This window comes from Pseudoalteromonas sp. AWM4_233 (genome assembly GCF_056158285.1).
The window spans coordinates 2,623,599-2,636,636 of the sequence record NZ_JBSWSZ010000001.1; the positions used below are offsets into that span (position 1 = coordinate 2,623,599).

Here is a 13,038-nt window from a genome sequence, read left to right on the forward strand (position 1 = left end):
ACCGCAATAATGTTAAAAACTTCTCTGTCGATTATCTGTGCAGCAATACTCGCTGCTTCTGGTCAATCAATTGCCTCTGAATCACTGCCTTTTATTGACGCTACGGCTGAAATAGATGGCAAACTTAACGAAGCTGTTTGGCAACAAGCTAAAAGAATAACCATTAACAATGTTACATGGCCGCAAGAAAACATTGCGAGTCCAATTGAAACAACGGCTTACGTATTTGAAAATGGCACATCCTTATTCATTGCTTTCGATGCAAAAGACCCAAACCCTGAACTTATCCGCGCCTTCTATCGAGACCGTGACAGTGCATGGAATGATGACCTTGTTGGTATCAAAATTGATTCATTTAACAACAGCTTGAGTGCTTATCAATTATTTATTAACCCGCTCGGCGTACAACAAGACTCTATCGAAAATGAACTAACGAAAAGCGAAAATAGCTCTTGGAATGGTATTTGGGATAGCGCTGGCACCATCCATAAGGGTGGTTATTACGTGGAGGTTGAAATTCCCTTAAGGGTTTTGAACTTTGATGACAGTATAGATACAAAAACCATGGCGATGGAGTTTTTAAGGTTCTACCCACGAGACCAACGTCTTCGTATTTCGAGTATGCAAATTGAACATGCCAATAATTGTTGGATTTGCCAAATGCCTGAATACACAGGTTTTAAGCAAGCCAAACAAGGCAACAATTTTGCACTTATTCCATCACTGGTTGCAGGTAAAGAACAAACACGTGATATTGATGGCAATGAAGCTGGCGAATGGGTTGATGAGGATAACGTCGAGCCAAGCTTAGATGTAAAGTGGGCTATCACCCCAGATATGACACTTAACGCGACTCTGAATCCTGATTTTTCTCAAGTGGAAGCCGATACAGGCCAGTTGAGTGTTAACAATAGCTTTAGTTTATTCTTCCCTGAGAAGCGCGCTTTCTTCTTAGATAACGCAGACTACTTCTCGTCACATTTAAACCTGATCCACACTAGAAACATTGCTGCACCTGATTATGGCATGAAGTTTACCAGTAATAAGCAAGGTCATACTGTCGGTGCCTTCATCGCTAACGATGAAAAGCTAAATGTGATGATCCCGGGTAACTTAGGCTCTCGCGTTGTTTCATTTGACCAAAAAAGCGAGAACTTAGCATTAAGGTACCGCTATGACTTTAATAATGCGTTATCTGTCGGTACCACAACAACGGCAAGGCAAAGTGATGATTATAGTAACCAAGTTGTTAGCTTAGACAGCAAGTATAAGCTTACCAATAACGATATTTTCAAAGCTCAAGTGTTACTTTCTGATACCGACTATACGCAAGCTTTTGTTGATGAACTGTGTAATGGTGAACAAGGTGACTGTCAAAAGCCATCTCAACCAGAATGCAAAATCAATTCTGATTGTGACTTAAATGAAAGTACATTGCGTGTTCTTAATAAAGAAGATACTAAAGGGCTGGGTTACTTATTAAATTATGAGCATAACGAAAAGCATTGGCGTGCTTTTACCAGCTATCAATACCGAGATAAAGGCCTGCGTTCTGATTTAGGTTTTATGTCACAAATCGACTTCAATAAGTTTTTGGTCGGTTATGAGTATCGTTGGTATGGCGATGAGAACACTTGGTGGAACCGTGCTAATTGGTATACGGATTGGGACATTACGCATAACGACAATGACGAGTTGTTAGAGAAAGAAGTACAAACTAACTTCTCTATAAATGGTCCACTGCAAAGTCATATTAATACAGGTGTAGAACACAGAAAACGCACAGGTCTTCGCCATAATGAAGCGAGTCTTGCCATTGACGGAAACACAGACTTGTTCACCGAAAACAACCTGTGGACCTATATGGAAATGAAGCCGGTATCTGGTGTGTTTACCAGCCTTAATATTAGCACTGGTAACAAAGTTGACCTTGCTAACAACCGTCTAGGAGAACAGTTCAGAGTACGCCCTGTCATTAATCTGAATTTAGGCAAGCATTTTGAACTACGATTCAGACATACTTATCAAACATTAGAAGCAGATGGCGCTGATGTATTCACTGCCAATTTGACTGATGTACGAATGACCTATCAGTTTAATTTAAATAGCTATTTAAGATTAGCTGTGATTAAAACAGACATTGAACGCAACCCAAGTAATTACATTGACTCAGTTGATGCCACTTATAAAGGATTAAGCACACAGCTACTTTATTCTTATAAGTTAAACCCTCAAACCGTGTTCTTTGCTGGCTTCTCTGATAGTGGCTATCAAGATGATGAATTAGAAGAAATTACAAAGGATTCAAAGACTTTCTTTATGAAGTTTAGCTATGCTTGGTTAATGTAATGTAAAGCATATAAAACAAACTTTTTATACTTTTCGGCTATAAGCATATTTGATATATCTTATAGCCAATCTTTCCTTCTGTTTTTGTCCGACCTCAGTAAAGTGAACACTAATTAAATCTAGATCATGAAAGAGAACACAATGTCTAAAATCTTTGCAGATAATAGCCTAACTATTGGCAACACTCCGATCGTTAAATTAAACCGTGTAACGGGTGGTAACGTTTTCGCTAAAGTTGAAGCACGTAACCCAAGCTTCAGTGTTAAGTGTCGTATTGGCGCTTCAATGATCTGGGAAGCTGAAAAAGCAGGTACTTTAACTGAAGGCAAAGAAATCATCGAGCCAACATCTGGTAATACAGGTATCGCACTTGCGTTTGTTGCTGCATCTCGTGGTTATAAACTAACGCTAACTATGCCAAACACAATGAGCCTTGAGCGCCGTAAGCTGCTTAAAGCGTTAGGCGCTAACTTAGTTTTAACTGAAGGTGCTAAAGGCATGAAAGGCGCTATCGAAAAAGCAAACGAGATCCTAGCGAGCGATCCAGAAAAGTACGTATTACTTCAGCAATTCGAGAATCCAGCTAACCCGAAAATTCACTTCGAAACAACGGGTCCTGAAATTTTTGAAGCGATGGAAGGTAAAGTTGACTTCTTCGTAGCGGGTGTTGGTACAGGTGGTACTATTTCTGGTACTACACGTTACCTTAAGCAAGAGAAAGGTCTTGATGTAAAAGCTATCGCGGTTGAGCCAGTTGATTCTCCAGTTATCACGCAAACACTTGCAGGTGAAGAAGTTAAGCCAGGTCCTCACAAAATTCAAGGTATTGGTGCGGGCTTCATTCCAGGTAACCTTGACTTAGAACTTATCGACGGTACTGAGCTAGTTTCAAATGAAGATGCAATTGAAATGGCACACCAACTAATGCGTGACGAAGGTATCCTAGTAGGTATTTCTTCAGGTGCTGCTGTTGTTGCAGCTAAACGCCTTGCTGAGAAGCCTGAGAACGCTGATAAGAATATTGTTGTTATTTTACCAAGTGCAACAGAGCGTTACCTATCAAGCCCTCTATTTGCAGACAAGTTCAGCGATCAAGAATTAGTTCAGTAATTCAATTACTGACTTTTTACACATAAGAAAGCCGACAATTGTCGGCTTTCTTCGTTTTTGCCTTTGCGTTTTCATCTGGGCTTCCTAAACTTAGAGTTAAGTTTTTATCAAACTAACGCCTTCATGCGACTATTTATTTTTATACTTCTCCTTTTTAGCGCCAATGCTGTTGCCGGCATGAATGTTGGCTATTTCAAAGATAACATCTATCAAGTTGTTCAAGGCAAAACATACAAAAATGGCTTGTTGTTTAATGCTAATGACTCAGAACCTGTTCACATCGTAACACTTGACTGGCCGCCTTATATTGGTAACCAACTATGTAATAAAGGCTGGGTGTTTCAATTTACCGTCGCTTTACTTATTGAGAGAGGTTACAGTGTTTATATCGAATTTTTACCTTGGGCGAGGGCTGTAAGAGCCACTGAGCTCGGCAAAGCTGATATTCTCATGCCTGAGTACTACATTGAAGATTCAGCCCCTTCAGACACTGTTGAGGGCAAAACCAGGCGAGAACTTCTCGCGCTTTCAAACCCCTTCCCCGGCGGGGAGATTGGTTTTTTAAAACGCAAAGGCGATGCTGATAGGTTTACCGGAAACTTACTGTCACTTAAAGGGCAAAAAATTGGAGTTGTCAGAGGGTATCAAAATACCCCTGAATTTGATGCCATGATGGACAACAATGAGTTTACTATAATTGAAGCTGTCGACGACTTGCAATTGGTCAAACTATTAGTTGGCAAACGTGTTGACCTCATCATTGGCGACCCCAAAGTGCTTAAATTTACCGTCAGTTACTCTGAACTGCCACGACCAGAAAAAGCAACCCTGTTAAGGAATATAGAACGTGAAACCCATTCGCTTCAGTACAATAACCTCTATTTTGCATTGAGCAAGCAATCTTCTCGCTGGCGAACATTGCTGGGCGACATCAATAAAAGCCTATATCAATTCAACAACAGTGGTGAAACAGATCGGATCGTCGATATGGGGATCACTGAGTGTTACTAAATTCCATATTTGCTGACATTTAGTTCGATTAAAACTGTCTTTAAGCACTTTTTTATAAAATTTTATTTAACTTTAACTATTCATTATTTAAACTAAACAAAATTTCAGTTTAATAGGAATAGTATGAAAAACTTTCTCGTTATTTTTTCACTGATCTCACTTTTATTCGCAACTAGCTTCGATGCTGAAGCCCGTAAGAAGTTCGGTAAAAAGAAATCAGGAAAAACGCACAGCACTTCAACTACTCAGCAAAAACAACAAGTTGATACAAAAAGCTTACCTGCAAAAACAGCTGGTAAATCAAGTAAAAAAGGCATAATGGCCGGTGTACTTGGTGGCTTATTAGCAGGTGGTTTAATTGCAGCCATGATGGGTGATGATTTTGAAGGCTTCCAGTTCTTAGAAATGATCCTACTAGCGATTGCCGCATTTGTTATTTTCAAGCTGATCAAAGGCATGATGGCAAAGCGCCAGCAGCCACAAATAGCAGGTGGACCTCAATTTGGTCAGCAGCAACAATTCCAACAGCAGCCGCAGCAGTTCCAATCGCAGCAGCCTCTACAGTCTTCAGGTGGTTTCGGACAGCAAAATGATGTGCCATTTAACCTGCCTAAAGATTTCGATGTTAACGGCTTCTTACAAGGCGCACGTGACCACTACCACACAGTTCAACAAGCGTGGAATGACAAAGACTACAACAAAATGGCTGAGTACCTAAGCCCAGCATTAGTTGAAGAATTTAAAGCTGAGCGTGAACAACATGACAGTGTTGCAACTGAAGTAATGTTTGTTGATGCACAACTTGTTCGTGCAGACACGCACCCACATGTTTGGGAAGTGAGCATTATGTTTAAAGGTAAATACCGTGACCTTGGTGACAATCAAGAAGAACCAATTCATGAGATTTGGCACTTAGAGCGCCAAACTCAAGGTGATGCACCTTGGTTAATCGTTGGTGTTGAAGACCTGATTGATTAATTTATCAAAAATACTAAAACGCCTCTAAATGAGGCGTTTTTTATGCCTGAGTTTTAGTCCCACTCATAATACGCTTTACTTTAGTTTGCATTTTAACTTCTAGCTTCTATTCAAAATAAAGCGCCAGAAAATAAAAAACCCCAGCTTACGCTAGGGTTTTATTTATAAATCAGGTGAGACTAGATCAGCTATTCTTTGCTTGTTCCTACTTCTACACGTGTCTTTAACTTCTGCCCAGGGCGGAAAGTTACAACACGACGCGCAGAGATTGGAATATCTTCTCCAGTTTTAGGATTACGTCCTGGTCTCTCTTTTTTGTCTCTTAGATCAAAGTTGCCAAAACCAGAAAGCTTTACCTGCTCTCCTTTTTCCAGCGCTGAGCGGATTTCTTCAAAAAACGCTTCAACTATGTCTTTGGCATCCTTTTTGTTCATCCCCAATTTTTCAAATAGGTGTTCAGCTATGTCTGCTTTAGTAAGCGCCATATCTAGTCCCTCAACGATGCATTAAATTTGTTGGCAAGTTCTGCCACCACGTTTTCTACAAGCGTATTGATATCATTCTCTTCGAGCGTTTTATCAGCTGCTTGCAATGTAAGAGCTATCGCTAGGCTCTTAAAGCCCGGCTCAATACCTTTGCCCTTGTACACATCGAATAAGTTTAGGTCAACTAATTGATTTCCGCCAACTTTCTCAATGCTATTTAAAATATCGCCTATTTTTACGTCATCCGCAACTAAAATAGCAATATCTCTGCGATTTGATGGGAATTTTGACACGCTAACCGCTTCTGGCAGCTTACGAGCAACTAATGCATCTGCTTCAATTTCAAATACAAACGCTGCATTGTTTAAACCAAGAGACTTTTGAAGCTGAGGGTGAACAGCACCAATAAAACCAACTTTCTTGTCATCAAGGTAAATTGCAGCAGATTGACCTGGGTGAAGGCCATCATTTGCTTCGGCTTTGAATGAGAAACGGCTTACGTCATTTGTTAAAGCGATAAGTGCTTCTACATCACCTTTAGCGTCGAAGAAATCAACTGGCTTTGACTCAATTGACCAATGCTCGTTATGGGTATTACCGTAAATGATACCGCCAAGAACCGCGATTTGGCTCACACCATTTTCTGCAGTTTCATCTTTTAAGAACTTTAAGCCATGTTCAAAGAAACGTAAACGTGATTGCTGACGGTTTTGGTTATATACAACCGTATTGATTAAACCTGTCAGTAAGCTTACACGCATTGCCGACATTTCAATCGAAATTGGGTGCGGTAAGACTAGCGCGTCACTTTGCGGGTGAAGTTGCTGCTGTACTTTAGGGTCAACGAAGCTGTAAGTAATCGCTTCTTGGTAGCCACGCGCAACGAGCTCATTTCTGAATTTAGCAACCGGAAGCTTAGCTTCTTGGTGAGTCGTCATCTTAAGCGCTGCAGTCGGTGCTACATTTGGAATGTTGTTATAACCAAATACACGCGCCACTTCTTCGATTAGGTCTTCTTCGATGCTGATATCGAAACGGTAGCTTGGCACTTTTGCGTTCCAAGTGTCGTTTGCAAATTCAACCGTTAGACCTAAGCGAGTTAGGATATCTGTTACCTTAGCATCTTCAATGTGATAACCGATAACACGGTCTAAACGCTCACGACGAAGTGTTACTGACTTCTCAGCAGGCAAGTCTGCTTCAGATACTGCTTCAACAACTGGACCCGCTTCACCACCTACAATCTCAAGAAGTAATGCTGTTGCGCGTTCCATAGCATCGCGTTGCAGTTTAGGGTCAACACCACGTTCATAACGGTGTGATGCATCTGTGTGTAAGCCATAGCTACGCGCTTGACCTGCAATCGCCAGTGGTGCGAAGAATGCACTTTCAAGTAAGATGTCTTGCGTACCTTCTTTAACACCTGAGCCTTCGCCACCAAAAATACCTGCCATTGCTAGCGCTTTGTTATCATCCGCGATAAGTAACGTTGAAGGGTTAAGTTTTGCCGTATTACCGTCAAGTAACACTAGCTCTTCATTTTCGTTTGCGTTACGAACCTTAATACCACCTTCAATAGCTGCTAAATCAAATGCATGCATTGGGTGACCAAGCTCAAGTAACACATAGTTTGTAACGTCAACAACTGGGTCGATTGAACGTACGCCTGAACGACGAAGCTTTTCAACCATCCAAAGTGGAGTTGTCGCTTCTAGATTAATACCTTTAATGATACGGCCTAAGTAACGAGGACAAGCTTGGCTGTTCACAAGCTCAATCTTAATCGTGTCTTCAATCGTTGGCTCAACGGCTGCAATTGAAACTTCTGTTACGTCTTGGCTATTCAATACACCAACTTCACGTGCAAGACCTTTAATACCTAAACAGTCACTGCGGTTCGCTGTTAGGTCAACGTCGATTGTCACGTCATCAAGGTTAAAGTATTCACGAATACATTGACCAATTGGTGCATCTGCTGGAAGTTCTAAAATACCGTCAGAGCTATCAGCCATGCCTAGTTCTTCAAACGCACATAACATGCCGTGAGAGGGTTGGCCACGAAGCTTGGCCTTTTTAATTTTGAAGTCGCCCGGTAATACCGCACCAACTTTAGCAACTGCAACTTTTAGGCCTTGGCGACAGTTTGCTGCACCACACACGATGTCTAGCAGCTCGTCTTCACCTACATTGATTTTTGTCACGCGTAATTTGTCAGCATCAGGGTGTTGACCACACTCAACCACTTCACCAATCACAACGCCACTGAAGTCACCGGCAACGGCATCCACACCATCAACTTCAAGGCCAGCCATTGAAAGTTGTTCAGAAAGAGCCTCGGTATCGATAGCTGGATTTACCCACTCACGTAACCACTTTTCACTAAATTTCATATTTCTTTCGCTCTTATCTGAATTGGTTTAGGAATTTCATGTCATTTTCGAAGAACGCACGTAAGTCGTTCACACCGTAGCGAAGCATAGTTAAACGCTCAACGCCCATGCCGAATGCAAAGCCAGTGTATTTTTCTGGGTCGATGCCAACAGACTTGAGTACGTTTGGATGCACCATGCCGCAACCTAATACTTCTAACCATTTACCGTTTTTACCTTTTACATCTACTTCAGCTGAAGGCTCTGTAAATGGGAAGTAAGACGGACGGAAACGGATTTCCATGTCTTCTTCAAAGAAGTTGCGCAAGAAGTCGTGCAAAATACCTTTCAGTTCAGTAAAGCTCACGTCAGTATCAACCATTAGGCCTTCAACTTGGTGGAACATTGGCGTGTGTGTTTGGTCGTAGTCGTTACGGTAAACACGGCCAGGAGAGATAATACGAAGCGGTGGCTGTTCAGTTTCCATAGTACGGATCTGTACACCACTTGTTTGCGTTCGTAAAACTAACTTAGGATTAAAGTAGAAAGTATCGTGATCAGCTCGTGCTGGGTGATGCTCAGGAATATTTAGTGCATCAAAGTTGTGGAAGTCGTCTTCAACTTCAGGACCAGATTTAACAGCAAAACCTAACTCGCCAAAGAAAGTTTCAATTCTTTCAATTGTACGAGTTACTGGGTGAATGCCACCTGTCGGCATTACTCGACCTGGTAAAGTCACATCAATTGTTTCTGCAGCCAGTTTCTTTTCAAGCTCAGCAGCAACCAGTGCTTCTCTCTTTTCGTTGATTGCGTCTTGTACTTGCGTTTTAGCTTTGTTGATCACTGCACCCGCGTCTTTACGCTCTTCTGGTGCTAATTTACCTAAAGTCTTTAAAAGACCTGTGATCTCACCTTTTTTACCAAGGTATTTTACGCGTACATCTTCAAGATGCGCAATTTCGCTCGCGCTCGAAACGGCTTCAAGCGCTTCGGCTAAGATATTCTCTAAGTTCATTTTCTACCTGATCTTTATTGAGGTAATTTGCTGTTTATTAATCGACAATGATAACTGAAAGCAAGGGCTGGATTCTAGCCCTTCTACAGTTTTAAAGTGGCTTTTATGAAAGGAATTGTGAGTTTTCTTTGTGCAGCCATGGATGCATGATCGAGTCTGTCTAAAATATCGAGTAAAGTGCGCATATCACGGCTTAATCTGGTTAGTAAAAAGCGCGCACATTCATCGGTTAACTCAAGACCGCGCATGTTAGCGCGTTTAACTAATGCTTCTGCTTTATCATCATCACTCATAGAGCGAATTTGGAAAGTTGTGCCCCACTTTAGACGAGACTCTAAATCAGGTAAATTGATATGTAGCATGTCTGGCAGTAAATCTGCCGTGACCACTAAGCACTTACCTTTTTCATTAAAACGATTGAAAAAGTTAAATAGCGCTTTTTCCCACACATCAACACCAGCAACTAAGTGCACGTCATCTATACACAGTACATCTAAAGACTCTAAACCATCGAGTACTTCTGGGCCAAAACTGATCACTTCTCTAAGACTCAACAACATAGTCGATAAGCCTAACTCTTGTGCCGCAATGCAAGTAGCATAGAGTAAGTGAGATTTTCCTGAATCAGCTAAGCCACATAAATAAGTAAACTGAAAATCTTCATTGCGATTTTCTAATGTCGCCTTTAAGTGGTTCACCTCAAGAGACTCTTCCCCACCAAAATAGGCACTGAATGTTTCATCATCAGGTAAAGTTACTGGCAAAGCCATTTGCATTGGCTCTAGTTGCATTATTCGCCTACCCATGAATACTTGAGGTTGTGGCTATCTTCAAGTTGATAAAAAGCTCTTGGGTCTACAAACGGTGTAAAGCTTCGCTCGAGTTTTATCGCTTTAACTAAGTCTGTGACATCAGAGGTGTGCTCAACTAAAAACTTTACCGCATCGTTCGTGCGTTCGATGACGTCCACTTCAACAACAGTACTGATACTAATAAGCTGCCTTCTCGCCTGCTCTATGGTCACAAAGTCAGAGAGTTTATCGACTGTCAGTACTGAGCTTGCTGATGCGTAAGTTTTATTTGGATCAATAGCAAACTGCTTAACCAAAGCATCAGAAAAATTATTAACCATTTGAATCAGTACCTGCTGCTTGTCGCCTACCAATTGATTCGATTCAAATAATTCAGCATCGGTATAGCGCCACTCAAGTTGCCAGAAATCACTGGCTTCTGGTTTGAACATTCTTGCTGTGATCACGCGCTCAGCTTGATAACGCATCGACGCAATTTCAACTGGTTCTGAAAAATTGCCCCACACTTCAGCTATACCGACTTTGCTTCTATCTTCTAAATCCATTAGTGGCACAACCACTGGGACGCCCCAATCCTGGGCCGTATCATAAATAAGACGTTCTAACTGAGGGTAGCTTTCTTGGGTCACGAAGTCTCTACGAAAACCATCTTCAATCGCAAGCCAAATGGCAATTTTAGGTCGCCTATTACCCCATAAAGGTAGATTTGCATCTTGAACTAACTCTTCGACTTTTTGCGCTTCGAATTTTACTTTTATCTGTAATTCACCATCACGCGTTTCTAGATACTCATACTTCAACATATAGTCAGAAATAGAGCGCATCGCTTGGCGGATTAAAGGGTGAGAGTTTACTTCAGACTTACCTGTAAGCTTTTTGATCACATTAGTAAGCGCCGCTTTACTGGCATCAACGCGACTGGCACGCGTTTTATCATCGATGTAGAGCGTACTCTCATAAAGGTCTAATACCTCTATCGCCTTAACTAGGCTTGGAGTGAGTAAACAACATAGAAGTAACAGTCTTAGGATCATATCAAGGTATTTAAAAAACGTTTGAGTTTGATCCTAAAGCAACTAAAAGATAAAGCAAGTTAAACCTATTGCTCATGACTCATGGCAAAGTGAACTTGGTTTTTGCCTTTGTTTTTAGCTGCATACAAAGACTGATCAGCTTGATGAAGTAAATTTTCAGCGGTAAATTGTTGAGTATAATTCCCTGCCACACCAATGCTACAGCCACAATTAACGACTTGTTCAGACTCTAATTGTATCGGCTGTTGAATACTACGTAGTAATCGTTGGCAAAGCTGTTCAAGCACACCAAAGTGTAACGGCTCCATCAGTAAGACCACAAATTCATCACCACCAATTCTGGCAACCAAATCATACCCTCTCACTTCACTGGTCAGCCTTTGTGCAACAGTTCTTAAAACCAAATCACCACTTTTATGACCAAACTCATCGTTTATCGGTTTAAAATCATCTAAGTCTAGATACAACACATACACTTCTATTTTGTTTCGTTCAGATTTAGAGGCTAACCGTGACAGCTCTTTGAATAGGTATTTCCGATTCGCCAAGTTTGTGAGGTTGTCATGAAGAGATTCATATTCTAGTTGTGATTGCAGCTTTTCGCTTTTCTCGACCTCATGCTGCAAGTCTTCTAAGCTTTGCTGAAGCTCTTGTGTTCTGGCTGCAACATGCTTTTCTAATTCGGCTTGGTAATCTTGCAAGGTTTGATTGGCTTCGAGCAACGCTTGTTGGTTATTAAATGCATCTAGCGCAGAAGATATGACATGACTAATGGTGTAAAGTACATCAACAATAACGCCAGAGTATTCATCATTACGACGGTAGGATTGAATTATGAAGGCGCCGAGAAAGTGATTTCGATTTTTCAGAGGAAAGCAAAGCCACTGCTGAGGAATTGTGCCTAGCACTTGTAATGTGCCAGCATCAATTAACTGCTGTATTTCTACATCAGTAAAATTACAGATTGTCTTTTGCTCTAACGCATAGGCTGTAAGTGTCTTTTTAATTTGTTCAAACTTAATATCTTCTAAATCTTCTGCCCGAATATCGTCTTTGACATCATGAAAGTACGGAAAAGACAGCTCACCATTATTTTTGAATAACACCACATAGAAATTATCGGCGTAAGTCACTTTTTGTAAAATACAATGGATGTCGAGTAGAAATCTCTGAATTGAGTCACTGGTATTTAAGCATGCAACAATATCAGTCATGCTATCTATGACATTGTTATCACTGGTAATGGTTAATTTGGCCATTTATATCCCTTGCATACTCATCTGGGCTACCCTAGATAAGTATAGTCCGTTAAGCTACGCTTCGTATTTAATTTAACTTAGAACATTTAACTGATTTTTCAAACCAACCTGAGACTTTATTCGTTTAATGAAGTCTGTCATAAAGTTGATTAGGAGCAATGATGGAATTTTTACATACTATGGTGCGCGTAAAAGACCTAGACGCATCACTCGCATTCTACTGTGATCTATTAGGCCTTCATGAAGTGAAACGTTATGACAGCGAAGCTGGCAGGTTTACGTTAGTTTATTTAGCGGCACCTGGCCAGCTTGAAACGGCGAAACAAACTTTTAGCCCAACGATTGAGCTAACTTATAATTGGGATTCTGAAGAATATACAGGCGGCAAGAATTTCGGACATTTAGCATTTTCAGTTGAGAATATTTATGAGCTTTGTCAAAAACTCATGGATGCTGGTGTCACAATAAATCGACCACCTCGTTGCGGCCATATGGCATTTGTTAAATCACCAGATGGTATTTCTATCGAGCTTTTACAAAAAGGTGACTATTTACCACCTCAACAGCCATGGGTAGATATGGAAAATACAGGTACCTGGTAACGTCAACACACTTG

Annotated in this window: 11 protein-coding genes; 5 read left to right on the forward strand and 6 right to left on the reverse strand. The window is 41.0% G+C overall.

All coding sequences use genetic code 11. The features are described from left to right. Positions 1–9 precede the first annotated feature (9 nt). The 4 genes from ACXAC4_RS11780 to ACXAC4_RS11795 all read left to right on the forward strand — a co-directional run bounded on the left by ACXAC4_RS11780 (position 10) and on the right by ACXAC4_RS11795 (position 5,448). Positions 10–2,349: a DUF5916 domain-containing protein gene (locus ACXAC4_RS11780; protein WP_475161774.1), complete on the forward strand. Its 2,340-nt coding sequence runs from the start codon at positions 10–12 to the stop codon at positions 2,347–2,349. Positions 2,350–2,490: 141 nt separating this feature from the next. Then, positions 2,491–3,459: a cysteine synthase A gene (cysK, locus tag ACXAC4_RS11785; RefSeq protein WP_130256988.1), complete on the forward strand. Its 969-nt coding sequence runs from the start codon at positions 2,491–2,493 to the stop codon at positions 3,457–3,459. Positions 3,460–3,582: 123 nt separating this feature from the next. Next, the gene (locus ACXAC4_RS11790; protein ID WP_475161780.1) at positions 3,583–4,470 is read left to right on the forward strand and encodes a substrate-binding periplasmic protein; all 888 of its coding nucleotides are present in this window, start codon (positions 3,583–3,585) and stop codon (positions 4,468–4,470) included. A gap of 123 nt (positions 4,471–4,593) precedes the next feature. Further along, positions 4,594–5,448, forward strand: coding sequence for a Tim44 domain-containing protein (locus ACXAC4_RS11795; protein ID WP_475161781.1), 855 nt, complete (start codon positions 4,594–4,596; stop codon positions 5,446–5,448). A gap of 188 nt (positions 5,449–5,636) precedes the next feature. Here the strand turns inward: ACXAC4_RS11795 and ihfA are convergent, their stop codons facing one another. From ihfA to ACXAC4_RS11825, 6 genes are all read right to left on the reverse strand, one after another. Continuing rightward, entirely contained in the window at positions 5,637–5,933 is a 297-nt protein-coding gene (ihfA, locus tag ACXAC4_RS11800) for an integration host factor subunit alpha (RefSeq protein ID WP_058030549.1), read from the reverse strand. A 2-nt stretch (positions 5,934–5,935) separates the two neighbouring features. Further along, positions 5,936–8,323: a phenylalanine--tRNA ligase subunit beta gene (gene pheT / locus ACXAC4_RS11805; protein ID WP_475161784.1), complete on the reverse strand. Its 2,388-nt coding sequence runs from the start codon at positions 8,321–8,323 to the stop codon at positions 5,936–5,938. Positions 8,324–8,336: 13 nt separating this feature from the next. Further along, positions 8,337–9,317 (reverse strand): phenylalanine--tRNA ligase subunit alpha, encoded by a 981-nt coding sequence (gene pheS / locus ACXAC4_RS11810; RefSeq protein WP_058030551.1) that lies wholly within the window; start codon positions 9,315–9,317, stop codon positions 8,337–8,339. A gap of 83 nt (positions 9,318–9,400) precedes the next feature. Further along, entirely contained in the window at positions 9,401–10,111 is a 711-nt protein-coding gene (hda, locus tag ACXAC4_RS11815) for a DnaA inactivator Hda (protein ID WP_349286470.1), read from the reverse strand. Then, positions 10,108–11,163: a DUF2066 domain-containing protein gene (locus ACXAC4_RS11820; RefSeq protein ID WP_475161789.1), complete on the reverse strand. Its 1,056-nt coding sequence runs from the start codon at positions 11,161–11,163 to the stop codon at positions 10,108–10,110. The genes hda and ACXAC4_RS11820 overlap by 4 nt, the downstream gene beginning before the upstream one ends. A 65-nt stretch (positions 11,164–11,228) precedes the next feature. Further along, the gene (locus ACXAC4_RS11825) at positions 11,229–12,422 is read right to left on the reverse strand and encodes a sensor domain-containing diguanylate cyclase (RefSeq protein WP_138478047.1); all 1,194 of its coding nucleotides are present in this window, start codon (positions 12,420–12,422) and stop codon (positions 11,229–11,231) included. A 161-nt stretch (positions 12,423–12,583) separates the two neighbouring features. Here ACXAC4_RS11825 and ACXAC4_RS11830 point away from each other — a divergent pair, with 161 nt between their 5' ends. Further along, the gene (locus tag ACXAC4_RS11830) at positions 12,584–13,024 is read left to right on the forward strand and encodes a VOC family protein (RefSeq protein ID WP_475164113.1); all 441 of its coding nucleotides are present in this window, start codon (positions 12,584–12,586) and stop codon (positions 13,022–13,024) included. The last annotated feature ends 14 nt before the right edge of the window (positions 13,025–13,038 follow it).

Excerpts from the sequence above, each read along its gene's own strand:
- ACXAC4_RS11795 (WP_475161781.1), top strand. The coding sequence starts at position 4,594 with ATGAAAAACTTTCTCGTTATTTTTTCACTGATCTCACTTTTATTCGCA.
- pheS (WP_058030551.1), bottom strand. The coding sequence starts at position 9,317 with ATGAACTTAGAGAATATCTTAGCCGAAGCGCTTGAAGCCGTTTCGAGC.
- cysK (WP_130256988.1), top strand. The coding sequence starts at position 2,491 with ATGTCTAAAATCTTTGCAGATAATAGCCTAACTATTGGCAACACTCCG.
- pheT (WP_475161784.1), bottom strand. The coding sequence starts at position 8,323 with ATGAAATTTAGTGAAAAGTGGTTACGTGAGTGGGTAAATCCAGCTATC.
- ACXAC4_RS11820 (WP_475161789.1), bottom strand. The coding sequence starts at position 11,163 with ATGATCCTAAGACTGTTACTTCTATGTTGTTTACTCACTCCAAGCCTA.
- ihfA (WP_058030549.1), bottom strand. The coding sequence starts at position 5,933 with ATGGCGCTTACTAAAGCAGACATAGCTGAACACCTATTTGAAAAATTG.
- ACXAC4_RS11825 (WP_138478047.1), bottom strand. The coding sequence starts at position 12,422 with ATGGCCAAATTAACCATTACCAGTGATAACAATGTCATAGATAGCATG.
- ACXAC4_RS11830 (WP_475164113.1), top strand. The coding sequence starts at position 12,584 with ATGGAATTTTTACATACTATGGTGCGCGTAAAAGACCTAGACGCATCA.
- ACXAC4_RS11790 (WP_475161780.1), top strand. The coding sequence starts at position 3,583 with ATGCGACTATTTATTTTTATACTTCTCCTTTTTAGCGCCAATGCTGTT.
- ACXAC4_RS11780 (WP_475161774.1), top strand. The coding sequence starts at position 10 with ATGTTAAAAACTTCTCTGTCGATTATCTGTGCAGCAATACTCGCTGCT.